24 protein-coding genes are annotated in these 25,138 nt (G+C 37.9%); 4 read left to right on the forward strand and 20 right to left on the reverse strand.

All coding sequences use genetic code 11. From position 1 onward, the window contains the following. Positions 1–23: 23 nt before the first annotated feature. The gene (locus ACESSZ_RS02170; RefSeq protein WP_017144702.1) at positions 24–206 is read right to left on the reverse strand and encodes a hypothetical protein; all 183 of its coding nucleotides are present in this window, start codon (positions 204–206) and stop codon (positions 24–26) included. On the opposite strand from ACESSZ_RS02170, the gene ACESSZ_RS02175 reads away from it, so the two are divergent. After that, on the forward strand, positions 192–1,082 hold the full coding sequence (locus tag ACESSZ_RS02175) for a mechanosensitive ion channel family protein (protein ID WP_008687316.1): 891 nt from the start codon (positions 192–194) through the stop codon (positions 1,080–1,082). The genes ACESSZ_RS02170 and ACESSZ_RS02175 overlap by 15 nt on opposite strands. A gap of 197 nt (positions 1,083–1,279) precedes the next feature. Here the strand turns inward: ACESSZ_RS02175 and ACESSZ_RS02180 are convergent, their stop codons facing one another. Next, the gene (locus tag ACESSZ_RS02180; protein ID WP_008687315.1) at positions 1,280–3,022 is read right to left on the reverse strand and encodes a DEAD/DEAH box helicase; all 1,743 of its coding nucleotides are present in this window, start codon (positions 3,020–3,022) and stop codon (positions 1,280–1,282) included. A gap of 341 nt (positions 3,023–3,363) precedes the next feature. Here ACESSZ_RS02180 and ACESSZ_RS02185 point away from each other — a divergent pair, with 341 nt between their 5' ends. Continuing rightward, the gene (locus tag ACESSZ_RS02185) at positions 3,364–3,882 is read left to right on the forward strand and encodes an SECRET domain-containing protein (protein WP_008687314.1); all 519 of its coding nucleotides are present in this window, start codon (positions 3,364–3,366) and stop codon (positions 3,880–3,882) included. Positions 3,883–4,183: 301 nt separating this feature from the next. On the opposite strand, the gene ACESSZ_RS02190 is transcribed toward ACESSZ_RS02185, so the two are convergent. The 4 genes from ACESSZ_RS02190 to ACESSZ_RS02205 all read right to left on the reverse strand — a co-directional run bounded on the left by ACESSZ_RS02190 (position 4,184) and on the right by ACESSZ_RS02205 (position 7,991). Next, complete coding sequence (locus tag ACESSZ_RS02190) at positions 4,184–4,567, reverse strand: hypothetical protein (RefSeq protein ID WP_008687313.1); 384 nt, start codon at positions 4,565–4,567, stop codon at positions 4,184–4,186. A 1,210-nt stretch (positions 4,568–5,777) separates the two neighbouring features. Next, positions 5,778–6,491 (reverse strand): DUF554 domain-containing protein, encoded by a 714-nt coding sequence (locus ACESSZ_RS02195; RefSeq protein WP_008687311.1) that lies wholly within the window; start codon positions 6,489–6,491, stop codon positions 5,778–5,780. A 259-nt stretch (positions 6,492–6,750) separates the two neighbouring features. Continuing rightward, entirely contained in the window at positions 6,751–7,059 is a 309-nt protein-coding gene (gene trxA, locus ACESSZ_RS02200) for a thioredoxin (protein ID WP_008687309.1), read from the reverse strand. A gap of 53 nt (positions 7,060–7,112) precedes the next feature. Next, on the reverse strand, positions 7,113–7,991 hold the full coding sequence (locus tag ACESSZ_RS02205; protein WP_008687308.1) for a Cof-type HAD-IIB family hydrolase: 879 nt from the start codon (positions 7,989–7,991) through the stop codon (positions 7,113–7,115). Between the two features lie 115 nt (positions 7,992–8,106). Here ACESSZ_RS02205 and ybaK point away from each other — a divergent pair, with 115 nt between their 5' ends. Next, positions 8,107–8,583: a Cys-tRNA(Pro) deacylase gene (gene ybaK / locus ACESSZ_RS02210; RefSeq protein WP_008687307.1), complete on the forward strand. Its 477-nt coding sequence runs from the start codon at positions 8,107–8,109 to the stop codon at positions 8,581–8,583. A 37-nt stretch (positions 8,584–8,620) separates the two neighbouring features. Here the strand turns inward: ybaK and ACESSZ_RS02215 are convergent, their stop codons facing one another. The 6 genes from ACESSZ_RS02215 to nagA all read right to left on the reverse strand — a co-directional run bounded on the left by ACESSZ_RS02215 (position 8,621) and on the right by nagA (position 13,632). Then, positions 8,621–9,484: a Cof-type HAD-IIB family hydrolase gene (locus ACESSZ_RS02215; protein WP_008687306.1), complete on the reverse strand. Its 864-nt coding sequence runs from the start codon at positions 9,482–9,484 to the stop codon at positions 8,621–8,623. A 105-nt stretch (positions 9,485–9,589) separates the two neighbouring features. After that, on the reverse strand, positions 9,590–10,306 hold the full coding sequence (gene nagB / locus ACESSZ_RS02220; RefSeq protein ID WP_008687305.1) for a glucosamine-6-phosphate deaminase: 717 nt from the start codon (positions 10,304–10,306) through the stop codon (positions 9,590–9,592). Between the two features lie 140 nt (positions 10,307–10,446). Further along, a complete protein-coding gene (locus ACESSZ_RS02225; RefSeq protein WP_008687304.1) occupies positions 10,447–10,713 on the reverse strand; it encodes a GNAT family N-acetyltransferase in 267 nt (88 codons plus the stop codon). Continuing rightward, positions 10,713–11,576, reverse strand: a complete 864-nt coding sequence (locus ACESSZ_RS02230) for an aldose 1-epimerase family protein (protein ID WP_008687303.1) — start codon at positions 11,574–11,576, stop codon at positions 10,713–10,715. Before ACESSZ_RS02230 ends, ACESSZ_RS02225 begins: the two co-directional genes overlap by 1 nt. 52 nt (positions 11,577–11,628) lie before the next feature. Continuing rightward, complete coding sequence (locus ACESSZ_RS02235; RefSeq protein WP_008687302.1) at positions 11,629–12,414, reverse strand: HAD family hydrolase; 786 nt, start codon at positions 12,412–12,414, stop codon at positions 11,629–11,631. A gap of 78 nt (positions 12,415–12,492) precedes the next feature. Continuing rightward, the gene (nagA, locus tag ACESSZ_RS02240; RefSeq protein ID WP_008687301.1) at positions 12,493–13,632 is read right to left on the reverse strand and encodes an N-acetylglucosamine-6-phosphate deacetylase; all 1,140 of its coding nucleotides are present in this window, start codon (positions 13,630–13,632) and stop codon (positions 12,493–12,495) included. A 359-nt stretch (positions 13,633–13,991) separates the two neighbouring features. Here nagA and ACESSZ_RS02245 point away from each other — a divergent pair, with 359 nt between their 5' ends. Next, positions 13,992–15,191, forward strand: coding sequence for an FprA family A-type flavoprotein (locus ACESSZ_RS02245; RefSeq protein WP_008687300.1), 1,200 nt, complete (start codon positions 13,992–13,994; stop codon positions 15,189–15,191). A 177-nt stretch (positions 15,192–15,368) separates the two neighbouring features. Here ACESSZ_RS02245 and ACESSZ_RS02250 read toward each other — a convergent pair whose 3' ends face one another. From ACESSZ_RS02250 to ACESSZ_RS02285, 8 genes are all read right to left on the reverse strand, one after another. After that, entirely contained in the window at positions 15,369–17,207 is a 1,839-nt protein-coding gene (locus ACESSZ_RS02250; protein ID WP_008687298.1) for an ABC transporter ATP-binding protein, read from the reverse strand. Further along, complete coding sequence (locus tag ACESSZ_RS02255; RefSeq protein WP_008687296.1) at positions 17,182–19,203, reverse strand: ABC transporter ATP-binding protein; 2,022 nt, start codon at positions 19,201–19,203, stop codon at positions 17,182–17,184. Before ACESSZ_RS02255 ends, ACESSZ_RS02250 begins: the two co-directional genes overlap by 26 nt. A gap of 291 nt (positions 19,204–19,494) precedes the next feature. Beyond that, positions 19,495–20,679, reverse strand: coding sequence for a sensor histidine kinase (locus ACESSZ_RS02260; protein WP_008687295.1), 1,185 nt, complete (start codon positions 20,677–20,679; stop codon positions 19,495–19,497). Beyond that, complete coding sequence (locus ACESSZ_RS02265; protein ID WP_008687294.1) at positions 20,680–21,393, reverse strand: LytR/AlgR family response regulator transcription factor; 714 nt, start codon at positions 21,391–21,393, stop codon at positions 20,680–20,682. Positions 21,394–21,515: 122 nt separating this feature from the next. Then, the gene (locus tag ACESSZ_RS02270) at positions 21,516–22,127 is read right to left on the reverse strand and encodes a thermonuclease family protein (protein ID WP_008687293.1); all 612 of its coding nucleotides are present in this window, start codon (positions 22,125–22,127) and stop codon (positions 21,516–21,518) included. Positions 22,128–22,374: 247 nt separating this feature from the next. Continuing rightward, a complete protein-coding gene (locus ACESSZ_RS02275; RefSeq protein ID WP_008687292.1) occupies positions 22,375–23,295 on the reverse strand; it encodes a SufB/SufD family protein in 921 nt (306 codons plus the stop codon). An 8-nt stretch (positions 23,296–23,303) separates the two neighbouring features. Beyond that, positions 23,304–24,008 (reverse strand): ABC transporter ATP-binding protein, encoded by a 705-nt coding sequence (locus ACESSZ_RS02280; RefSeq protein WP_008687291.1) that lies wholly within the window; start codon positions 24,006–24,008, stop codon positions 23,304–23,306. A gap of 108 nt (positions 24,009–24,116) precedes the next feature. Continuing rightward, a complete protein-coding gene (locus tag ACESSZ_RS02285; protein WP_008687290.1) occupies positions 24,117–25,040 on the reverse strand; it encodes a hypothetical protein in 924 nt (307 codons plus the stop codon). Positions 25,041–25,138: the final 98 nt, after the last annotated feature.

Consider the following 25,138-nt stretch of genomic DNA (forward strand, 5'->3'; position numbering starts at 1 on the left):
TCAATAATATCACACAATTCCACTTATTTACTTAGATATTTTCGACAATCATCCTCTACATTTCCATATTCTTCTGACATTGCCTCTTCACTGCAAGCTTTTGACGTTTTTCTCTTATGATCCACTTCTTTTTCTTTGACAAAGCATACAATCTGACATAAGATAATCTTGTTATAGAAAGGTGGCGTCACATGGACATTTTTCATGAAATCAATCAATGGGGCAAAGGCTCTGTGTTTAAATATGGATTCTTAGATACCCTAATGATCATGTTATGTTTTCTAGTATGCGCTTATCTGTTAAAACGTCTTATCAATCGTTCTATTAAGCGCCATGTTAAAGTAAATACCAGATTTGTTATGCGCTTAGTGAAAATCACGTTATATACCATTGCTATTTATGGCTGTTTATCCCTATTAACACCATTTGAAAGCGTACTGGGCAAAGTATGGGGATCTGCCGGCATCATTGCGGTTGTGATTGGTTTCGCGGCACAAGAGGCTATGGGGAATTTTGTAAATGGTCTTTTGATCACAACGTTTAAACCATTCAAGATCGGGGATTTGGTTAAGGTCAATCAAGGGGAATATGAAGGCTATGTCGTTGATATTTCCTTACGGGATACCGTCATTCAAACATATGAAAACACCAAGGTGATCATACCAAACAGTGTTATGAATAAAGCGGTATTGGAAAACGTTAGTTTAAATGACAATACCAAAGGAAACTTTTTAGAATTGGATATTAGTTATGAAAGTGATATGGATAAAGCTATGCGCATCATCAAGGAAGAAGTTATGGCACACCCTAATTTTTTGGATCATCGCAGCCAAGATGAAGTTACAGCTGGTGTAGAACCCGTCATCGTCCGTCTGATACGCTTTAACGATTCCAGTATTACTTTGCGAACAACGGTTTATTCTACGTCAAATGCGGAAGGCTTTGCTTTACTATCTGATTTAAGAATTGCCATCAAGCATCGCTTTGATGCTGAGGGGATTGATTTTCCTTATCCACATCGCACAATTATTACAAAATCCCAACACCCGAATGCTAACGACGATTCTATAGAAACAAGATAACTTGATAAGAAAAATGACTTCGGAGAACCTAGGCGATACGTTCTCCTTTTTTATAATATTTTCAATATCTTTACAGAAACAAGCCCTTTTCATGTTATTTCTTTACATGTACTAACGATAACCGTAAAAACAATGGAAAATTGAAGGAACACTACTTATATAAAAAAAAGAGGCACTATGCCTCTAACAATCTTTCTTTACTTTGCTTTCCTTTTTGCACTTTTGCGAACACTCTTATCATGATTTCCAGGACGTTTTGCTCCTCTTCGTGTGGAACCATCCCCAGCATGACGATTGTTTCGTCTAGATGCATCACGAGTGTTATTTTTTGCCCCATCACGGCGATTCGTCTTGCGTTTTGGCGCACTGTCAATTTCAACCATGACTTCCTGTTTACGAATGGTCGTACGCTGCATGTTATTCAACACAATGTCTACTTTATCTGCTGCAATATCAACCAAAGAGAAATTTGGTCGAACATCAATACGTCCAATCGCTTTCGGACTCATGCCACATTCTTCAATAATTGCCGCCACGATGTTACCAGGTTGAATGCCATGGGTGCGACCTACGGAGAATTTCAATGTGATGGCATCAAAATCTGATGCATAACGTTTTACATTTTCTTCTTCCTCAATATCAATGACCTCATTCTTATAGTTCATAGAAATCAAAGCACTGATGATATTTTCAAGGGCAATGCCATCTGCCATCAAAGCATTGGCAATTTCTATACTTTCTTCCGTGATTCCTTCATCGCAAGCTTCTTTAACTTTGGCAATAAAAGCATTACGATTCGCTTCCATCATTTGAGCACTGGTTGGCAGGGCATGACGAGTGATATTTGTTTTTGTATAGCGGATGACATCTTTGATAGCACCGCGCTGTTTTCCCCCACTGATTAATGTGATAGCAAGTCCTTTTTTACCGGCACGACCCGTACGCCCTACCCGGTGTATGTAATATTCCATATCCTGAGGAATATCAAAGTTTACAACCAGATCAATATCGTCTACATCAATACCTCTTGCGGCAACATCTGTCGCAATCAAGATAGGACTTGTCCCATTACGGAATTGTTCCATTACACGGCTACGGAATTCTTGTTTCATATCTCCATGCAAGGAAGTCGCTTTAATATCATGCTTATTTAATTCTTCGCATAATTCATCTACCATCTTTTTGGTATTACAGAAGATCATACACAGATCAGGATCATAATGATTTAAAAGAACCCGCAAGGCATTCGCTTTTTTGCCTCGTGGTGCTTCATAATAAATCTGTTCCACAGTATCTATCGTACGTTGAGAAGATTTAATTTCTACACGTACAGGATCTTTTTGAAACTGTTCGGTGATTTTTAAAATCGCTTGTGGCCATGTAGCTGAGAATAAAATTGTCTGATGCTCATTATCCGCCGGCATCATAGAAAGAATCTCTTCAATATCTTCCTTAAATCCCATGTTCAGCATTTCATCTGCCTCATCCAGAATGATCATGTTGACATCCTGCAATTTCAAGGTACGGCGATTTAGATGATCCATAATTCTTCCTGGTGTACCTACCACGATACCACAGCCGCGTTTTAACAGCTGAATCTGGCGATCAATGGGCTGACCACCATAAATCGGAACAATTTTTACACCTTCCTTATACTTGGAAAACTTGCGCAGTTCAGTTGCGACTTGCGTCACTAATTCTCTGGTTGGACAGATGATCAGTGCATTTGGAAACTTATTTCCAGGAATAACTTTTTCGATTGCTGGAATACCAAATGCGGCTGTTTTACCTGTTCCTGTATTAGAACGACCCAGCACATCTTTTCCTTCCAGAATGCATGGAATGGATTGTGCCTGAATGTCGGTTGCATTTTCGTATCCCATTTCCTCAACAGCCTTCATAATTTCGCTGCTGATTGGTAATTCATTAAATGTTGTCATTGTTACCTTCTTTCTATCATTCGCGATAGCTTTCACTTGACGCGATAACTCACTAAGTTTATCACATGTTGTTTCACACCGTCAATTCATTTCTTTTACATACTACCCAAAAAAGACCTAACTATTCGCATATCTCCCATATGTATCAAAATGTAACCTCTTTCCTGAAATACAAAGATGTGCTATAGTTAAAGAGGAGTAAGTTTACATGAAAGCGTTAAAACCGCAGATGATACGCATACTCATCCCCAATTACATTATATATATACCAATAACCGTCATCAACCACGGTTAAAAAGGTTGATAGAAAGGAAGCGTATATTGTAAGAATGACTGCTTAGATGCGTCATTATTCAGATATACCAGATAATCAGATGAAATTACGAAAATTACTGGCTGTATGGCTACTGTGTTTCGCTATGGCCGGCTGTTCTTCCAACGATAGTCCTTCCATGGAAGAAATCGATTTCCGTTTAGAAAATGCAGGATATGAAGTAACAGGCTATAAAGGCTCGGAAGATAAAATTATCGGTATGGTAATTATAAAACTCAATACAAAAATAACGTTAACGAATGAAAAAGGTAAATTGTCCAGCATTACGTATATGGATACGTTATCAAAAAATCAATATACCATTGATGTAACCAATGATTCTGCCATGTCCATCGTTAATCATAAACAGCAGGTATGCATGTATGATATTGAAGGTGGCAAGCAACAAAAAAATCCATCCATCTGTGATCAAAAGGATGAAGAACACGGCAAAAAATTGCATGATGATTTTTACGCTTTCTTAAAAGAACTTGATATTGATGTATCTGAATTGACGCAATATTACAACTGGTTTATGACGGATTAGGATGTTTCGTTGATTAACCTTTTGATATCTATGCAAGTCCTTCCCTTTTATCAATATCTAATTGAGTAGGAGGAAACAATTGAGTTTCCAAGCTCTCACACCACCTAGTATGTCCCATACCTGGCACACCACATAAAGAAGACCCTGACAAACAGGGTCTTCTTCACTATAGGGGATAGAATGATCAATACGTAAATAGGGATAGTCTTCGGGGATTATTTACGCATAGTAGCAGTTCTCACTGCCATCGTTAGTATACAATATAGCGAATAGAAAGATTTGTCGAATTATGTCAGACGCTTCATTTTTTTTCACAAATCGTAATTTGGTCCTTTATGAAATCATAAAAATCTTCATATAATACAAATTGTATGGCATTCTCTTGTTCATAAGCAACATAACAAATATCACGGCTGTCATAAATAATTTCATAGGCATCCTGCTTTGTATAGATGATTGATAAAGGTATTTTATAACGCGTTTTATTGCCGTTTACCATCTTATCTTCATATGCATAATGCGTACTAACATAAACCGGATATGTTACAGACATGATCTGCATTTCACCTTTTTCAATATCCGGAAGATAAAAATCAACATCATCCTGCTCAATATAGGCATGAGGGAATTGCTGTTTCGCCGCCGTAAGTATCTTTTCTTTATCTAAATTCAAAAAACTTATCATTTTTTACACCTCCCCATCATGGTAACATGATATCACATAACCATGGTTGGATTCCACATAATTTACCACAGATTCAACATACTTATCTGATGACTTTTTACTATACTATAGTCAGCAGGAAGGAACTAACCTCCTGCTAAGTATGACATATTTTCCCCTCAAAATTTCATACTTTCTCCCTTTCAAAAACATAATAATTTAAAGAAAAGAAACGAGAGCTTCCCCCTAAGTTCGCGTTTCTTTTCTTTATCCTATGCAAGAGATGTCTATCTAGCCAAAGCCTCATCGCTACAGATAAAAAATGTTATCTGCAGAGCCAGCAGAACATCACATAAGATTCTTCATACCTTCCTATTTCCATAGTACGAATAGAAAAAACCGCAGTTGCTATGATGTACCCTTAAAAGTAGACCTAAAATCAAACGATGGAAGGCCGATCAAAACATGGCTTTCCGTTGCTAATAAGCGATCCTTCTTTTCAGTTTCCCATAATTCAAAGAAAAACAATGCGATTTACACATAATTTTCCATACTCCTTACATACTTATCTCACATCTTTTTTGTATACTATAGTCAGCAGGAAGGGATATGACCTCCTGCGGTAAGTATGATGATTCCCTCAAAAATTCATACTTTCTCCCTTTCCATTTAATATACTATAATTTATCAAGCAAAAAAGACGTTTCCCCAAGTAACGTCTTTTTTGTTGGATGTTCTATTTTTTTAAGGCATATGCTTTTTATAAACTTCATAAAGTATTAGGATGAGCAGATTATAGATTTTTGTTTTAACCAAATTCTTTCATCACAAATTTATAACTTATGGATATGATGGCTTTTTATTATACTAGGTGTGTGCAAAAGGATTTACCTTACCTATAAATATGACCAATTTTCCAAATGACAAATCACACTACTCTTTTCCATAAATTAAAGGAAAAAGGTACAACGCCTTTTTGTTTATGATTTAATAAAAGAAAGAATACCTATCTCTTTTTTTCCAGAAAATTTCTCACATATTTTTACATGATTCAACGAAACTTGTCTGACATCCTTTTATTATACTATAGTTGACAGGAAGGAGTTCCTGTTAGAAGTATGACTAAATTTCCCCTCAAAGTTATTCATACTTTCTCCCTTTCAAAATTGAGTTTGAGTTAAGAAAAGAAGTACCATCCCTCAGGTACTTCTTTTCTTTGTATAGATATAATTTAGAAAATAAGCTGCATCAGCTCATATAATATCGGCACCAATAACGCAGGCAATAGATTGCCGATACGTATCTGTTTGCCAAAAAACAAATTAATACCGACACCAAAGATCAATACCGATCCAACATAAGATAAGTTTTGAGTCAAAGCATCAGAAAAAATAGGCGCCATGAAGGATGCCAGTAAGGTAATACCTCCTTGATATATGAGTAATGGCAAGGCCGCAAATATTACACCGATTCCTAATGCAGAAGCAAATACCATGGAGATAACGCCATCCAAAATAGCTTTTGTGATCAACATAGTAGGATCATGAAGCAAACCATCCTGTAATGCCCCAACGACTGCCATAGCCCCCACACAAATAATCAGACTGTTACTGACAAAACCCTCCACAAAGCGGCTATCACTGGATTTAGTTAGCTTCTTCAGATATTCTGCCAATGCCTCCATACGATCTTCTAGTCGTAATGCTTCTCCCAATAATGCCCCAATGCCTAAAGAAAAAATTAACAGCATAGTTCCACCGGAGATAAGCGTTGCCCCTTCTACCTTCATCATGCCACTGATAGCACCGCTAATCCCTATAAACATTGTACAAAGCCCAAGAGCTTGCATCAACAAATCGCGCATACGGGAAGGCAAACCGCCTTTCACAAATAATCCGATACCGCCACCGATAACAACAGCTATTACATTGATGATCGTACCCATGTCCCAAACCCTCTTTCTATCTTGTGTTTCACTGTACACGGAAGAAAAGTAATTGTCAACAAATATTTTCAAACATATGACATTTTCTTTCATATAACATGAAAATAATATCATTCCATTTCCATCACCATGTAAATTTTGTCGTTTAGCTTAATCTGTAAGCGCAGAAACACATAGGCAAAAAAAGAATTCCTGTAAGATCCATGTTAAACAACAGATCATACAAGAATACGTTTCTATTTATAGTAACGATGTTCTTTTAGATAACTTTCTTGAGTTCATTCATTAACTGTGCTTTTGGCATAAAGCCCTGTAGCTGTGTCATTGGCTGTCCATCTTTAAAAATAATCATAGTAGGAACTGACATGATGCCAAAACGCATTGCCAATTCACCATCCTGATCGACATCTACCTTTACAATATCCAGTTTTTCTTCTACTTCCTTTGCGACTTCTTCTAATACCGGAGACAGCATCTTACAAGGACCGCACCACGTCGCAAAGAAATCAACTAAGACAACACCTTGTGCAATTACCGAATCGAATTCAGATTTGTTTATAATTTTCATAGTCATTACCTCCAACTGTTTACAGTATAGCATGTTTTTTTTATTTCATGCATTTAAATGCCCAAATGCTTATGAATTGCGGCCACGATTCCATCTTGCATATTGGTAGCCGTCACATCATCCGCAATTCTCTTTACATTCTCCATCGCATTTCCCATGGCAATACCAAGCCCAGCCATCTGCAGCATTTCTATATCATTTTCCCCATCACCAATCGCCATCATCTCATCCAGTTTGATACCGGTAAGCATTTCTAATTTCTTTAATCCATATGCTTTTGTCACGTTTGGCATCATCACTTCTAACCATTTATCACTTGTTAAACCGATCCAATAACGGTCCTTTAAATCCTCTTTCGCCCGTTTAGCGACTTCTTTCATGACATATGGCCAATAAGTTACGGATATTTTATTTACATCTTCAATAATCTCTTCTTTTGTATGAATATAGCGTAAATCCGGATAACCTTGACGATTATCCATCATAAATTCAAATGCTCCTCCGGTCCATGGAAAATCATTTGGCAAAGAATGCAATTTGCGATACGCTTTCTTTTCTTCCAATAAAGCCGGTGGATTATAATCATACATTCCCTCATCCATATTTCCTATGATTTCTACTTTCCATTTTGAGAAATAGGTAAATACTTCTTGAGCGTTTTCTTTTGGCATCCGACCATCCACATGACGCTTCGCATGTGCCAGATCATACACCGCCATACCATTAACCTCAATCAAATAGCCGCCATATTTCTGCATCTGTAGCTGTTGTGCATACGGTAATAATTTAGCATAACTGCGCCCGCTTGCCAAAGCTAAGATGATTCCCTTTTTCTGTGCTTCTAATAATATATTTTTGGTATTTTGCGAAATGGTATTATCACTGCGTAATAAAGTGCCATCCATGTCCATTGCGATTAGTTTTATTGTCATAAACACCCTCCCAGCATAAGATGCATCTATGTTCATTATACACATTTTACGATGAATTTCATTACTTTTCTCATTTGCAAAAAAGTGTTATACTACTGGCAATGGAGGGATATCAATGAAATTGCAGAAGACCAACGCCATGCGTTTGTTAGATAAAGAACAGATACCTTATGAAGTATTTACTTATGCCCATGGCAAAGAAGCTATCGGTGGTACACATGTTGCTGAGTTACTTCAACAAAATCCCGATCAGGTGTTTAAAACGCTAGTGACCATTGCCAATACCAAAGAATATCTTGTCTTTGTGATTCCGGTGGCACAGGAATTAGATTTGAAAAAGTGCGCAAAGGCAGCAAATGTTAAAGCTGTCGAAATGATTCATGTAAAGGATATAAATAAAATAACCGGTTATATCCGCGGAGGTTGTTCTCCTATTGGAATGAAAAAAAGCTATCGAACCTTCCTGCATGAAAGTTGTTTAGCTTTTTCCACGATCATGTTTAGCGGTGGCAAGATTGGTTATCAGATTGCCATGGAACCAAGAAAACTGATAGCACTTATTCACGCTCAAACAGCCGATATCATAAAATAAGGTCCTCTAATAGGACCTTATTTTATGATCTACCAGACTATTTTTTAGCCCTTGCAGGATAAAAAATATATTTATCCAATGCTTTCGCGATTCCCATCTGATCATTGGTATCCGTAACATCATATGCATAACGTTTTAACGATTCCATCGCGTTCCCCATCGCGATTCCATAACGGACACTTTGAAACATGGTCAGATCATTTTCGGCATCGCCAAAGGCCATCATTTCATCTGGCGAGATATGATTTTCTTTACCGATTTTCAATAAAGCACTTCCCTTACTGACACCCTTTGGCATAATCTCGATCCATGCCGGTCCGACTTCGAGTATGTCATAATCACTTAATTCGCGGCGAATACTGTTCAAATGCTTTTTAAAATATGCGGCAGTTTGAATCAAAACGAATTTATTTATATCCTGTGTGATTTCATATTCACAATCCTGAATAGGTAAAAAGCGTCGTTTGCCTTGATTAAAACCATAATCCATTGGTGCACCAAACAGTAAGCTGCGGATTTTTTTCTTTGCTTTTAACTTTTTGCTGATGAAATCATAGTTATCATAGCCACAACAACTAATAACTTCAAAATCGTATTTCTTTCCCAAACGCATAACGTTTTTCGCATCTTCTGCCCCAAAAACGCCATCTACATAATATTCCTTTTTTGCAAAATCATAAATGATCTGCCCATTCACACCAGCAACGAAATTTTTCCCTTCTTCCAAATGCAAAGGTTTACTTACAAAGTCAATTCCACCTTTATCACGTCCTGTCGCTATCGCAATACTGATTCCCATTTTTTGCACTTCTAGTAAGCGTTTCTTCGTTTCCTCATCGATGGTTTTTTTACTTGTCAACAAGGTACCATCTAAATCTAACGCTATCAATTTTATTGCCATATCCTCACTCACTTTCATTCTCCATTATAGACCAAACATAAAAAAAGTAAATGTTTAACAGATAGAAAAAGAAAAGAGGTTCTTCATCAAGAACCCCCATGTATCTTATAATTTAGCTGCAGCCTCTTCATCAACGATAACGACAACATCCGGATGATTTTGTAATACAGATGCTGGACATGCTGGATCTACTGGTCCATTTACCATTGCGGCAACGGCATCTGCTTTATTTGCGCCAGAGGCAACCAACAGAATCTTCTTAGCTTTCATGATAGTAGCAATACCCATGGTAATTGCCTGTGTAGGAACTTTATTAATATCATTTTCGAAGAAGCGAGCATTATCAGAACGTGTTTTTTCTGTTAAGTCAACAATGTGCGTTTCTTCAGTAAATGGTGTACCTGGTTCATTGAAACCGATATGTCCATTTCCACCGATACCTAATACCTGAATATCAACACTGACATTTTCCATTGCTTTTTCATAGCCTTCACAATCTGCTTTTGTATTTCCATAAGGAACATGAATCTTATCTTCTGGAAGATCAATGCCATGGAACAGATTTTCATGCATAAATGTCCAATAGCTTTGGGAATGGTTACGGTCAATACCTACATATTCATCCAGATTGAATGACTGACATTTTGCATAGCTGGTACCATTTTCTTTATGATCCTTGATCATATTTTCGTACAGACCGATTGGACTGCTTCCCGTAGCTAAGCCTAAAACAGCTTCGGGTTTATTTGCTACTACTTCTTTCATCACCTTGAATGCTTCTGCACTCACTTCATCGTAATTCTTAACTTTAATTACTTTCATTAAATTTCTCCTCCTTGCATATTACACACACCCTTATTATAACGCTTTGTTAAAGCCTTTTCAATGTAGAAAGACAAAAGAATGATTTTCTCAGATAGCAATTTCTATTGCATTATAAAAAGGCAAAATTTGCCTTTTTACTACATCCAGTACGTAGCATATTCCTTATGTTTTTCCGCCCATTTAAGAGCATAAGAGCACGTCGCTGTACTTTTGCGTTGTTCCTTTTCTAATAGACTTTGATAAGCTGCCATCAGTTGTGCGGCAACGCCCTGTCCACGCAGACACTCATCAACAAAGGTATGATCAACATTATAATAATCTCCTTCATCTGTATAGGTCAGCTCTGCCAACAGTTTGCCCTCTTGCATCAGATAAATACGCCCGCGTTCCATCTGAAAATGCACTAGAACACCTCAATCGTATAAGCTGTGGTAAATGTTTTGCCTGGGCTTAACAGCATCGTGCCTTCACGATGGTAGAAATCTTCTTTGACCTCACTAAAGTCCGCATGTCCATACCATGGCTCTAAGCAAATAAATGGAGCACCTTTTTTTGCTGTCCAAATAGCGACATATGGATAACCGGCAATGCTGATAGTAGCCCCATGACCCTTAGGCCCTTTTAAGGTCAGATAGGCACTTCTAGCGTCTTTATAAATTAAGGTCGCAAAGTTTTCGATTTCTTCATAGCTGCATGGCATGTCTTTGATCACAACATCCTTTAATTCATATGGATGTTTTTTATCAGGATCAAATACCAACTGTTGCATATGCTCTTCGTTCGTGAAAGATAAAGTGTATTCCTCAAATTTCTCACCTTCACATAAAGGGCAGTTAAATCCCGGATGTAAGCCAAAGGTAAATGGCATTTCATTTTCTCCGGTATTTGTAATATGATAAGTAATCGTTAATTTATTGTCTTCTAATGTATAAGCAATTTCATAATGGAATGGGAATGGATACTGTGCTAAGGTTTCTTCGCTGCTGTCAAGTTCCATGATAACTTCCTTACCATCGTCTTTTTTACAATGTAAGGTTGCATAACGAATAAGACCGTGATTTTTCATTGCATACGTCTTCCCATCAATCTGATAATCCTTTGTATATGTGTTTCCGATAATTGGAAACAGTGAAGGATTTTTGCCTCCCCAGTTATCATTATCACCTTGCCACATATACTGCAAGCCAGTTTGTTTATCCGTAAAGCTGTAAATTTCTCCTCCTTTTTCCACAAAGGTTACTTCATAACGTTCATTTTCCAGTTTCATGCGTACATCTCCTTTTTTCTATATGTTTATTATATCACGAATATGATATCGCTTAGATAAGATTATGTTCTTTACAGAAATGATATAAACCATCCTCATCAATATGGCCACACACCACATCCGCAGCCGTCAATGCTTTAGGATTTGCATTGCCCATGGCAACACCAACACCGGCTGCCTTTAACATATTGACATCATTAGCCCCATCGCCAAAGCATATGATATCCTGCATGGCAACGTTCCATTTCTCACATAAATGGGCAATTCCTTTACTTTTATCTATATCACGGGCAGTAATTTCTAAGGTATGACGTGAATGTTCCACAATAAAGCTTTCTTGTAATAACTGCTTTATTTCTTCTGCCTGCCGTTGTTCACTCGGATAGGCTAGCATATTATACACCTTTTCATTTTCATAGGGCTTTTCTATTGGCATATTTAAATATAGTTTAAAAAATTCATCAAGGATGCGAGCATCACCGTAATGAGCGATGCAATCATCAGCGAAAGTAGAATAGCGTACTGCTATTTTTTCTTTCTTTGTATAGTCTAATAATTTCTGAATTTCATCCGTTTGCATAGGACTTTCTTCAAATACTTCATTTCCTTCCATGACCAAAGCACCACCATCATAAATACAGGCATCAAAGGCAAATTCACGGAAAAAGCGGGGCAGATTGCTTGTTTCAAAACGGCATCGGCTGGTCGCAAAACCAACCTTATAACCATTTTCTTTTAACTTATGTAGGGTATATTGTGTAGATTGGGGAAAATCATGTACACGATGGGTATACAAGGTACCATCTACATCAAAAAATAAGGCTTTTATTTTCTTCATAGCTTACTCCTTTACTTCATCATCAAACATCTTACCACAGAAAAAGCGGCATGGACACCCATACCGCCTATTTTCTTTTTAGAATGCTTCTTTTCCTTTTAAGTAAGTCATTTCTACTGAATAATCATCATTTAATACAACGATATCCGCATCATAACCGGCTACTAATTTACCCTTACGATCATCAACACCTAAATATCTTGCTGGGTTGATCGTACAAGAATTGATGGCATAATCCCAAGGAATCATTGCCTTTTCAACCAATACCTTTAAGCCCTGGTTTACTTTTAAAGTAGAACCAGCTAAGCCTTTGGTATCTGTCAAATGTGCACTTCCATCCGGATACAATTCAATCTCATTACCACCGAACAATACTTTGGTACCTACTGGCAAGCCCTTTACCATTAAAGCATCAGTAATCATGATCGTATAATCTCTTCCTTTTGCCATAAACAAATCATTTAAGGCATCTGGTGTAGAATGGTTTCCATCACAGATTACTTCACCAAATGTATCACGGAAACGCATAGCAGCGCCAACCAAACCTGGTTTACGGTGATGGAATGGTGTCATACCGTTAAAGATATGTGTCATACCGGTAGCACCATTAGCGATTGCCATACCAGCTTCTTCGATCGTTGCAGCAGAATGTCCAATGCTGACACGAACACCTGTTTCTGCACAATATTTCGTCAATTTGAAATCGTCATCTTGTTCCGTAGCCATGGTGATAACTTTAATTAATCCATCAGCGGCAGTTTGATAACGTTTGAATTGTTCTACATCTGGTTTTACGATACACTGTTCAGGCTGTGCCCCCTTGTATTTCATATCCAGATAAGGTCCTTCAAAATGAATACCTAAGATTTCCGCACCTTCATAGCCTTCCTTCACTACATTAGCTACATTGCGTACTGCTTTGGTTAATACTTCTTCTGTCTGCGTAATTGTTGTAGGGCAGATGCTGGTAACACCTTCCTCAGGAATGTTCTTCATCCAATTGCGCAATCCTTCAGGCTCTGCATCATTTGTATCAAAGCCATATGCTCCATGTGTATGGATATCAATAAATCCCGGCACAATGCGTTTGTCGCCATAGTCTTTATCTACTTCCTTAGCACCATAAGCCAGAACGTTTTTGATTTTGCCATCTTCAACTTCCAGCTGAGCTTCTAAGAAGTGCCCCATGACCCATACGCGTTTACTTTGAATAATCATGAAAAAATCCTCCTTTAATCATCCTTTTTTATTCTCTTTTATTATACTCCAAACCTTTTGATAAAGAAAGAAACGCGACTTTTTTTTCGTTTTTTTATTCCTTTTCCTCTTTCCTTAAGATGCATTCCACAAAAGTTATGCTTGTGTATGATAGATCCGCCTATTCTTTATTCTTATTTATTATTAGTAAGTTCTATAGTAATTATTAGTGAGTTCTATGCTTTAATTTAACAGAATTTTCTGATTTCTTATAAAATGTCTTAATTTTTAAGCATATAACTTTCATTTTATATAAGAAAAGCATAGAATAATCAACGGTAAAAGTGATAAAATTAACAATACGAAAAGGAGTGATTGAAATGAAACAAGCCATTCAATTAAAAGAAAACATGTATTGGGTAGGTGTTCATGATTTTAACTGCCGCCATTTCCACGGGGATCTATTTCCGATTAGTGAGGGGACAACCTATAATTCCTACCTGATCGTTGATGAGCAGATCACCTTGATTGATACGGTGGAGGAAGAATTTTTTGACATTATGATGGAGCGCATTCATTCCATCATTGGGGACAAACCAATCGATAATGTAATCGTGCAGCATGCTGAACCAGATCATTCCGGAGGTTTTGTGAAGTTCATGCAGGCATATCCAAATGCGCAGCCATACACTTCCAATGCCGGTGTGAAAATTATGTTGAAGCAATATTTCAAGGAATATGATTATCATAAAGTAAAAACCGGTGATACCCTATGTACCGGTGACTATACGCTCACCTTTGTGGAAATGCCGATGATTCATTGGCCGGATAACATGCTGACCTATGTGGATAAAGCAAACATCGTCTTTTCTAATGATGCCTTTGGGCAGCATATAGCAAGCTATGATATCTTTGATGATGCACATGGTTTAGCGAAATGTATCGATCGGGCAAAAGACTATTATGCAAATATTGTAATGCCATATGGTATGCAGGTTGCCAATAAATTAAAACAGATTCAAGAAATGGGATTACCAATTGATATGATTGCCCCTGCGCATGGCATCATATGGCGTACATACATAAAGGAATTATTTGATGCTTACCAGGAATTTGCAACATTTGCCGCAAAAGATAAAGTGGTTATTGTGTATGAAAGTGTTTGGAAGCATACCCAGATGATGGCAGAAGCATTGGCAGAAGGACTTGGAAGAAATGGGATTTGTGTAAAGATCTTTAAATGTTCCCTAACTTCTCCTGCTATTATTATGAAGGAATTACTGGATGCTAAGGCTATTTTAGTAGGTAGTGGTAACTACAATAATGCTATGGCACCAAGCATCGCTGCTTTCTTAGAAAAACTAGCTAGCTGCAAGGTAAAGAATAAAAAAGCTCTGGGCTTTGGTTCCTATGGCTGGGCGGATGTAGTGACAAAGCAGGTAAATGAACGTCTTGTACGAGCTGGCTTGCCTTTATTACAGGATGGTGTGGTATCACAGAATTATACACCAACCCAAGAAGATCTCGATGCTTTAATGGAACTAGGTAAAACGTTAGCAACAGAAATAAAAGCAAATTAAATATTAAAAAATTCTTACTCCATACGTACTTCAAAGAGGCACTATGATGAGTGAGAATTTTTTATATGCGTGCTTATTATATGTGTGCTATTCTATGCGTGCTTTTCTATGTGTGCTATTATGAAAGATACCACAACATTGTAACTATGATAACAACTGCTCGTATGCGGATATTAATTACACATAATATTTGGCTTGTGCCTTCCACATTTTCGCATACACCTGTTTTGTATCCTTCATCAATTCCTCATGCGTCCCTCGCTGCAACAGTTGTCCATGATCAAATACTAGAATATCATCACAGAAACGACAGCTGCTCATACGATGAGATATATAAATACTTGTCTTATTTTTAACCATGTCGTGAAAATGCGTATAAATTTCATATTCACTAATCGGATCTAAGGCACTGGTAGGTTCATCAAGAATCACAAAAGGTGCATCTTTATACAATGCTCTAGCAATCGCTATTTTTTGTGCTTCCCCACCAGATACATCTTCGCCATCCTTTTCTCGATAAAACATAGGCGTTGCTAAACCATCCTTCATGCGTTCTACACGCTTTCTTACTCCCGCCTGTTGTAGCACTTGCCAAACTCTTGTTTCATCATACTGCTGTTCACATGCGACATTTTCTCCTACCGGAAACTCGAAAAGAGTAAAGTCTTGAAAAACAGCCGCAAACAGATTCAGATATTCTTGATAATCATATTTACGAATATCAATCCCATTCAAAGTGATAGAACCCTCACTCACGTCATATAAACGGCATAATAGCTTAATAAAAGTTGACTTTCCGGCACCATTTGGCCCAACCAGTGCAATCTTTTGTTTCAAATTCAATGTTAAGGATACGTTTTTTAATACGTAAGTATTCGTATTCGGATAAGCAAAACTAACATTATGAAAGGCTATTTCAAATTCATTGTCTAAACGTTTTTCAACAGGCAGTGTACCGGTATCCAACTTATTCTCTTTTTTCATATATTCACTATAATAGCTTAAATACCCTATCATCGTACGTAACTGCCCATTATTTTCTACCAAAGATCGCAAAGCTTCATTTAATTTGGCTATCGCACTAGAATATTTCGTGAATTCCCCAATCGAAATAGCGTGTGAGAAGAACTTTAACGTGGCAAATATATAGGACAATAACATAACGATATGATTGATAAAAACATAAAATAAGGTGGATCTGCGTGTATATTGCCACTCTTTCCTAAGCGATTGATTCAATCGTTCACATAATGCATTCCATGCCTGTAATAACATTGGCTGCATACGATAGATACGTACATCCTTTCCCTTATCTGCATGGAACGCATAACTATCAAAATATTGCATTTCCTGATGCACTGACATATCATGCTCAAATATCTGCAAATTGTTTTTATTGACATACTCTGCGGATTTCCCATATAACAGCAGTAAGCTGATAAATAAGACACATAGTGTGCAAAGCGAGCCAACAGGTGTCAGAAAAAAGCCAAGTACCCCCGGCATCCTCTGCCCATATTTTTGACACAGTTCCAAGAGCAATACGATAGCAATGCTCACCGATAACAGATGTTGTACCATTTCGGTATAAATTTCAAGCAGCAGACCAAATCCTCCATGAATCGCCATTGCCGCATCCGCTTGTGAAAAAGCTTCTAAGCCTTCTTTATCCGCAAATGTCGCATAGTCTAGATCAATCGTCTTTAAACAAATCATCGCATTGAACTGACGATGAACAGACATGGAACGAACCTGACTTTTGCTTTTTACATAATCCAATAAAAGCCCAAACAGTAAATTAACGATTAACATGATGAGAATGGTATAACCGGCTTTTTCCCAATGCTGTTGTAATAAAGCATCAATAATGATGGCACTAAACAAGATTTGAAGATAAGGGGATACAGCTTCCATGGTATGGCGTAATAAGAAAATTGGTAAAGCAGAATGATCAAGACGATAGATAAAACGTAAAAGCTGAAAGCCTTGTTTATGCATTTGGTATAATTTCTTCATTCCTTCCAGCCTCCTTTTGATAATAATGTGCCTGCATCTGAAACATCTTCGCATAAGCTCCCTGTTTCTTAAGCAATTCCTCATGACTGCCTTCTTCGATGATCTTACCATGCTCTAAAAATAAAATACGATCAGCGAAACGGGTACTGCTTAGACGATGTGAGATAAATAACGAAATCTTCCCCTCACTTAACTGGGCATATTTCTGATAAAGCTCACTTTCCGCAATTGGATCTAAAGCACTGGTAGGCTCATCTAGTATGAGAATAGGTGCTTTTTTATATAAGGCTCTCGCTAACATCAGTTTTTGTATTTCACCGCCACTTAACAAAACACCATCCTTTTGCAGATACGTAGTAAGATGTGTATGAATTCCCTGTGGCAGCTGATCAATCTTATCTTGCAGACCGGCCTTTTGTAAACAGCTTAAAATACGTTCTTCATCATAGATGGCATAGGTATCGCCACACTGCATCTTCTTTAATAATCGATTCATAGCAGCATCTTTGCTCTTGAGCGTTTGTTTGTCCTGGCTAGTCGTACAGGCAACATTACTGGCAATGTCAAAGGCAAAAATCTGTGAGTCTTGGAAAACGATGGATAACATCGAAACATATAATTCATGAGGAATTTGTGCAATATCCATATCATTTACATAAATATGTCCGGATGTTAAAGGATACAAACCACATAACAGTTTTACCAGTGTCGTTTTGCCGGCTCCATTCATACCAACCAAAGCAATTTTTTCATTGGCATGCAAGGTGATATTAAAATGCTCAAAGATGGGTGGCTGCCCCGGATAAGCAAAGCTCACATCCTCAAAACGTATTTCATGACATTCTTTCAGCCTATTATCTTCAAGCGCATTTGTAGCTTCAAGATGCGTTTTTGCGTTTTCTTGTGGTTGAGATGTAGTAGATACTTCTGGAACTTCTTTACTCTCCATAGCCACCGTTTCTTGTCTGCCTTCCTTTTGATCTTTATCTTCCTGTGCCAGATATGCCTGTAGAAACGATACACTCAAAGACTCCTGATTCAAGATGGTCAACGTTTCAACAATTGTTTGCATCCATGCTGTAAAACCACTGACAACACCTAGGTAAAGCAAGAACTGTGCAACATCCAAATCTCCATTGATCATGAGATAAAGCAAATATCCATAAGCTGCCCCATCCCGTAGAAAGGTCGCCATTCTAGCGGCAGCATCTGCTAAAAAGCGTTTCTGCATGACATCTTGATAAATCGTTACTGCTTCTTTACGCAAGCGTTCAAAATTATCCGCAAACCATGGAGCTAAATGATACATGCGAATATCTTTGGCTTTTTCCAAATTGATGCTATCATTCTTCATACCCCAAAACTTACCATTGTTCTCCCAGAAGCGTCCCATCTTTTGGTATTCATAAATATTAGCTCGCCGTTTTGCAAACGCGGCTGCACCACCGGCAATCATAATCAAAAACAGTAGAAATGGCTGCAATTGTCCAATGCAAATGGCATATAGCAACAAACCTAACACACTGCTGGCAAGTGATATACTGCTTTCTAACAAAGCTCCAACACCATGACTGCTTCCCTGCAACAGCGCCTGGCGAATTTCCATTTCCATCTCGTTATTCTCACCATTCTCTAAGCTCAAAAGATCCATATGCACACGCCAATTATAAAAACGATGCATGTACAATGCCATTCTCAACATTTCAAAGATGCGCATGTTTTGCGCATGAAACCATGTATCAGCCAGATAAATACCTAGAATCCCGACGATCCATATACTCAGTTTCTCACAGATCGTAACAAGATCTATCTGATGTTCCAACAAGCCAACTAAATAAACAGGAAGCAGCATCAGAAGAATTGGTGCAATGGTTTTTAAAATAATTTCCAACACCATATACACATAATATTGTCTTCCACAACAACCGATATCTTTTAATAACATCCGCATATTATCTTTATAGCGATAGTTCTTTCGTATTTCTTCTCTAGTCATAACATCAACCTTTCTCATACCAACAGTCAATACATGAAATCATGATTTCATAACGATTCCTAACCGCAAAACAATCCTCCTATTTCTCCATTGTTTGACAGTTCTTAAGCTATCGTATGACTTCTAAAATGTTTCTATGGAAAAGTATAACAAAACAATAGTAAAAAAGACATTTCATTCACGAAATCCCTTTTTTCGTTCATAAAACGTCGTTTTCTATATGCCTTTAAAAGAGAATATTATCCCTTTCTATCAGAACATTGCAAAAGGTGCATATCGTGAAGCTATGCTTTATGTGCAAGCTTCGATTGCTGCTTCTTCATCACAGGATACAATCGGCAACATGATTTCACTAACGAATACACCAGGTTCATTCTGCAAGTTTAAGTAACCATCATAACGTTCAACCGTTAACTTTACCCGCTTCATGCCATGCCCATGATTTCCACGCTTTTCACTGATATAGCTCTTTTGATTGAAATTCAGATCTTCCATAGCTGCATTCGTAAACGACATATACAGCTGTTGCTTCACAATCTCTATATAAATCCTGATAAAACGTTCCTTTTCCTCTAACATCTCACATGCTTCAATGGCATTATCTAACAAATTGCCAATGATAACACATAAATCAATATCACGTATCGCAATATGTTTTGCGACATGTGCTTTACACTGCACATGTATCTGCTTTTGTTTTGCGATGGTCAACTTGGAATTGAGAATCGCATCAACCATCAAATTACCGCTTTTTACCAAAGCATCAACACTATCGAGATCTTTTTCCAGCTCAAACAAATAGGCATCTGCCTCTTCATACTGTCCTAACTGCAAATACGCTTTTAAAGATTGCAAATGATTATGATAATCATGCCGCCAGCCACGCATATTCATATAAACACTTTTTACTTCCGCATAATGATGCGCCATTACATCTTCTTGAAATGCTCTGGTATTTTTCTCAAAGTTCGCTGCATATTGCCCATGCAAATACTGCACCATTCCTATCCATAGCAACAAGAAAATGCCTGCACTTGGCTGTTGCAACGCCAGATAACAAACCAGCACGCTAACTCCACTATGTAATAACAGCATAAACCAAGTGACATGTAACTGTAAATACAATAAGATACCATACTGTATCGCAACCATTGATAAAGCAATGATCCAAACAGGCGCTGCCAACAGCCATACCATGACAAGATAATCGATGAAAAACGCAAGTATGCTAAATAGACCATATCGCAGTTTATCATACAAGGTGGCATCACAATAAAAGAAAAGAAAACAATACAGCAGAAAGAACCCACTTAACCAAATAACAAATTGAACATGGAGCATATACCCTATCCCAAAACTACATAAAATCAACAGCCACAATACCATATGTTTAGTTTTTCCAGAATCAAAATGGAAAAGTTGTAACTGTAACAGATAAATGCTGCATAAGGCAAATGCTATAGCCAAGAGTTCCATTTACATAGCCTCCTTAAAATGATGGGCAATAAAGGCCTTGCTCAGCAGACGGTATTTCCCTTTGGGAATCGGTATGCATTGTCCATTGCTCATCCATAGCGTTTGTGTATTGATTTTTTCGATAGCCTCAAGTTGAATCAGATAACTGCGTGATAAATGAAAAAACAGGGATGTTGGTAACGCTTCCTCCATTTCCTTCATTGTTTTTTTCACATGATAACATTGTTTTTTCGTATAAACATCCAAATAATGACCATCACTTTCTACATACAGGATATCTTTTACAGGAAAGCGCAGCCACTGTTTATCACAACATAGAGCGATGGTTGGCTGCTGTGTATTTAGTTTCTCTATTGCCTTATCTAAACAAGCGAACAGCTGTTCTTTTTTTATAGGCTTCATCAGATAATTTAAAGCCTGTACATTAAATCCATCATAAACATAATCACTGACACCGGTAATAAAAATGATGATTGTATCCTTGGAATACTTTCTGACGAGTTTTGCCAGCTCCATGCCATTTAATCCTTTCATTTGGATATCTAATAATAGAATAGGGATGGCATAGTCTTCCTGATAAGCAAACAAAAGGGCATCCGCATTGGAATAGCATTCGATTGTCAAAGGTTGATGATAAATGTTTTGATATTCTTCCACATAGTTTGCGATAAGTTGCAGCTGCACAGCCTCATCATCACATATTGCGATACGCATCAAACCCCTCCATTCTGTTTCCATTATACGCGTTGTTGCTTTATCTTACAAGCATAGGAAAAAAGAGCCTTTCCTTGCCTAAGTTTGGTTTATGCAGGTGGCTCTTGCTTATAGAAGAAGCATTATTTCTTCTTTAATTGTTTCATGCCCTGACGAATCAGTTTTTGTTTCTGACGTTTCCCCTTCGTAAAGAAAACACCAATAAAGATTAATAAGATACCGCCAACAGCTGTTAAATAGTATGGTAATTCTGTCTTTTCTTCTTCATATGTGCCATCACTCCACATGTTCAGCTTTTGTTTTTTGGCTGCTTTTTCTAAACTCTTTAATTCATCGGTATAAGCATAATCCCCATAGATATATTTGACTTCGGCTAAGCCTTGCTTCACCAATTCTCTTTGTAAAAGCTTCCCATCCGCATACACCCAGGCTAAGGTTCTGCCATATTTATCTGTTTCATCACTGCCATCATCATACTCTAATTCTATTGTTTTGGCATTGGTTAAGGCATCACACACATAGGCACTAGCTTCTTTTCCATAAGGTTCTTTTTCCTTTGTATATTCCGGTGCATTTATAGCCAGAAAACGTATCGTTGTATCTTTCCCTTTGACTATGAAATGTGCTGTATCGCCATCCGTACATTTACTGAAGGTAACCTTTTGTTTTGTATTTGCCTGGACTGGCAATAGACATATCAAGTATACCAAACATAAACAAATGAATTTCTTCATCCTATTCCTCCTTTATAAGACTTTTATTATACTAGATACCACCTACATTGAGCAAGTCGCTTTTAAAGATGCAGGTATCCTTTGTGTAGATATGCAGGTAACCCTTCGTGTAGGTATGAAACTAGCCCTTTGTGTAGATATGCAGGTAACCCTTCGTGTAGGTATGAAGCTTGCCCTTTGTTAATACTGATGCTTCTTAGGTAAAAATACATGTGCCACCGATATCATCAATGAAAAAAGATGAATCCTATTTCAAGAATCCATCTACGATAACTTTTTCTGCTTCCTCTACACTTAAGCCAAATGTCTGCAATTTCACCAACTGATCGGAATTGATCTTTCCAATAGCTGCCTCATGCACAATTTCCGCATCCACATGATTTGCTGCGATTTCCGGAATTGAGCTGATCTTTGCATGATCCATAATGATGGAATCACATTGAATGTGCGCACGGGATTTATTGTTTCCAATGGCAATAGGGTGGAATACCTGAATCGAGTCATCCTTCCCCACCGAACGGGATACGATTTGCACAACGCTGTCTTCCCCATTCAAATTCACGGTTACATCACTATGCGCAGTCTGCTTGCCATGTGTCATTAGTTTTTCATTGATGACCAACTTGGCATGCGGACCTAAGTTCGCTTCGGTTTTACGCATCGTAGAATCTACACCTTTGATCTGGCTCATATCCATCTGCGCATAAGCACCATCTTCCATGTGAATGATCGTTACCGGATTTAAGATACGACCACCACGGCCATTACCTTCTCCATAATGCTTTTCAACATAGCGCACCTTTGCGTTTTTTGCGATATGAAAGGTATGAATGCCATCATGCTGAGATGTATCACAGCCATCGTTATGAATACCACAGCCGGCAATAATCTCCACATCTGCATTTTCACCTATGTAAAAATCATTGTATACAACATCCTTAATACCGCTGTCGGTTAAGATAACCGGAATATGTAGACTTTCCCCTACCGTGTTGGCATCGACAATGATATCAATGCCCGGTTTATCCAATTTGGCATTAATTCTGACATGCTCAGTAGAATGGCGTTCAATGCCTTCACCATTCTTTCGCAGACTAAATGCACTTCCCGGCATAAAGCCACGTATATCGGCAATTGTCTGTAACAAGTCTTTTTCCATGTTTTCCATATGCTCACCTACTTTTTCAATCCGCAAGGCTCAAATTCATTCATCAAAGATGGCAAAATAGCCTCGCGTGTTCCTCTTGTTTTCATGCGACCATTCTCAATGATAATGATTTCATCCGCCAGCTGCATGATCCTTTCCTGATGCGAAATCAGGATGATGGACTGTTTAGATTGTGCCTGTAAATGCTGGAAAGTTTCCACCAGCTTCGCAAAACTCCATAAGTCGATACCTGCCTCCGGCTCATCAAAGATGGACAGTTTTAAATCTCTGGCTAAGATTGTCGCAATTTCAATACGTTTCACTTCTCCTCCGGATAAGGAAGCATCCACATCACGGTCTAAGTAATCCTTCGAACACAAGCCGACATCACTTAAATAGCTGCAGCAGACATCTTCATCCAGATCCTTGCCATGAGCAAGTGATAACAAATGCCGCACACTCATGCCTTTAAAACGTGGGGGCTGTTGAAAAGCATAACCGATTTTACGTTTTGCTCGCTCATCAACACTTAGTTCGGTGATATCTTCGCCATCAAATAAGATCTGTCCACTTGTTGGCTTCTCGATTCCCATGATGATCTTGGCAAGGGTAGACTTCCCTCCGCCATTTGGTCCGGTGATGACTGTAAATTGATTATCCGCAATTGTCATCGTAATATCATTTAGTATATGTTTTCCTTCTACTTCAAAGGATACATGCTTTAATTCCAACATCTTCATCGCTCCTTTATATCGCGCTTTTTTATTTTATCACAAAATTTGGAAAATATAGCATGATTTGATTGGAAAGCATGTAAAAATAGTAAAAAAAGAAGAACAGGTCTACTCATCCTGTTCCATTTCATCAAAAAGCCTTTGTATTTTTGTATGTAATGCATTTTGTCGTTCTAAACACTGACACTTTTCATCCAATAGCTGATCTTGTAAAGCAATGATATTTTCAAGTCCTGCTTTCAGTTGTTCATGGCTTTTATTAATTCTCGAATACGCCATAAAATCAAAGATGAAATTATCAAAGAAGATATCTGCTGTACTTAGCCAGCTCTCTATTTCCATTGGCGCGATATCAATGCTATGCACATCCTTAACTTCCTTTTGTAAACGTAACAAATCTTGTTGCAGTTGGGCAATTTTTTTCGATGCTTCTTTTACATGCGAATGCTTGATCATGGATGTCATCATACCGCCTCCGGCAATATCCATCATGCCCCAATCAGATGCACTGCTCATTTCAGATACAGCGAAACGTAACTTATCCGTAACAACATAGCTTGCCGCAATAGCCTCTTGCAGTTCTTTATCCAATAATTGTTCCTGTTCCAATTGGCTGTATAGCTCTGCTGCCTCTTTGCCATGTTCCCCTTGCAAAGCTTCCTGTTTTTGCATTTCTTCCAAAGCGCCGCGTAAAGCATCTTCTTGAGCAATTTCTTCTTCGCACTTTACTAATTCGGCATTGGTGATTTCTAGGTCTTGCTGTAGTCGACTGACTAGGATAGCTGCTTTAACAGCTTCCTGTTCTTCTTTGACTAAGCGCTCTTCCTTATCTTTCGCAAACCAGGCTGCTAAGCTGGCTAAAGAGGCATGCTGGAGTTTTTCAACATCCTGTTGTTCTTTTTCTGCGATATGCATTGCCACTTCCAGTTTCTGGCTGATTTCTTCATAGCGCTGTTCCAATTCTCTTTGATAGTCTTTTAAACCTTCTATTTTTGATAAGCGATGTTTTATTTCTATTATACTTTCATTCATATCCGTTTCCCCTTTCGTGTTATATCGTAATGTAAAGGAATATCTAATAGCGTTAACCATCCTTATAGAATTACGATTTTTGCAAGTCGCCTTGTAAT

This window comes from Eubacterium sp. 3_1_31 (assembly GCF_964249515.1).
Taxonomy (GTDB): Bacteria; Bacillota_I; Bacilli_A; order Erysipelotrichales; family Erysipelotrichaceae; genus Longicatena; species Longicatena caecimuris.

Excerpts from the sequence above, each read along its gene's own strand:
- nagB (WP_008687305.1), bottom strand. The coding sequence starts at position 10,306 with ATGAAAGTAATTAAAGTTAAGAATTACGATGAAGTGAGTGCAGAAGCA.
- ACESSZ_RS02195 (WP_008687311.1), bottom strand. The coding sequence starts at position 6,491 with ATGGGTACGATCATCAATGTAATAGCTGTTGTTATCGGTGGCGGTATC.
- ACESSZ_RS02250 (WP_008687298.1), bottom strand. The coding sequence starts at position 17,207 with ATGAAGAAATTATACCAAATGCATAAACAAGGCTTTCAGCTTTTACGT.
- ACESSZ_RS02185 (WP_008687314.1), top strand. The coding sequence starts at position 3,364 with ATGCGTCATTATTCAGATATACCAGATAATCAGATGAAATTACGAAAA.
- ACESSZ_RS02190 (WP_008687313.1), bottom strand. The coding sequence starts at position 4,567 with ATGATAAGTTTTTTGAATTTAGATAAAGAAAAGATACTTACGGCGGCG.
- trxA (WP_008687309.1), bottom strand. The coding sequence starts at position 7,059 with ATGAAAATTATAAACAAATCTGAATTCGATTCGGTAATTGCACAAGGT.
- ACESSZ_RS02170 (WP_017144702.1), bottom strand. The coding sequence starts at position 206 with ATGAAAAATGTCCATGTGACGCCACCTTTCTATAACAAGATTATCTTA.
- ybaK (WP_008687307.1), top strand. The coding sequence starts at position 8,107 with ATGAAATTGCAGAAGACCAACGCCATGCGTTTGTTAGATAAAGAACAG.
- ACESSZ_RS02280 (WP_008687291.1), bottom strand. The coding sequence starts at position 24,008 with ATGTTGGAATTAAAGCATGTATCCTTTGAAGTAGAAGGAAAACATATA.
- ACESSZ_RS02275 (WP_008687292.1), bottom strand. The coding sequence starts at position 23,295 with ATGGAAAACATGGAAAAAGACTTGTTACAGACAATTGCCGATATACGT.
- ACESSZ_RS02235 (WP_008687302.1), bottom strand. The coding sequence starts at position 12,414 with ATGAAGAAAATAAAAGCCTTATTTTTTGATGTAGATGGTACCTTGTAT.
- ACESSZ_RS02260 (WP_008687295.1), bottom strand. The coding sequence starts at position 20,679 with ATGGAACTCTTGGCTATAGCATTTGCCTTATGCAGCATTTATCTGTTA.
- ACESSZ_RS02255 (WP_008687296.1), bottom strand. The coding sequence starts at position 19,203 with ATGACTAGAGAAGAAATACGAAAGAACTATCGCTATAAAGATAATATG.
- nagA (WP_008687301.1), bottom strand. The coding sequence starts at position 13,632 with ATGATTATTCAAAGTAAACGCGTATGGGTCATGGGGCACTTCTTAGAA.
- ACESSZ_RS02175 (WP_008687316.1), top strand. The coding sequence starts at position 192 with ATGGACATTTTTCATGAAATCAATCAATGGGGCAAAGGCTCTGTGTTT.
- ACESSZ_RS02215 (WP_008687306.1), bottom strand. The coding sequence starts at position 9,484 with ATGGCAATAAAATTGATAGCGTTAGATTTAGATGGTACCTTGTTGACA.
- ACESSZ_RS02230 (WP_008687303.1), bottom strand. The coding sequence starts at position 11,576 with ATGAAACTGGAAAATGAACGTTATGAAGTAACCTTTGTGGAAAAAGGA.
- ACESSZ_RS02285 (WP_008687290.1), bottom strand. The coding sequence starts at position 25,040 with ATGAATGAAAGTATAATAGAAATAAAACATCGCTTATCAAAAATAGAA.
- ACESSZ_RS02205 (WP_008687308.1), bottom strand. The coding sequence starts at position 7,991 with ATGACAATAAAACTAATCGCAATGGACATGGATGGCACTTTATTACGC.
- ACESSZ_RS02245 (WP_008687300.1), top strand. The coding sequence starts at position 13,992 with ATGAAACAAGCCATTCAATTAAAAGAAAACATGTATTGGGTAGGTGTT.
- ACESSZ_RS02180 (WP_008687315.1), bottom strand. The coding sequence starts at position 3,022 with ATGACAACATTTAATGAATTACCAATCAGCAGCGAAATTATGAAGGCT.
- ACESSZ_RS02265 (WP_008687294.1), bottom strand. The coding sequence starts at position 21,393 with ATGCGTATCGCAATATGTGATGATGAGGCTGTGCAGCTGCAACTTATC.
- ACESSZ_RS02270 (WP_008687293.1), bottom strand. The coding sequence starts at position 22,127 with ATGAAGAAATTCATTTGTTTATGTTTGGTATACTTGATATGTCTATTG.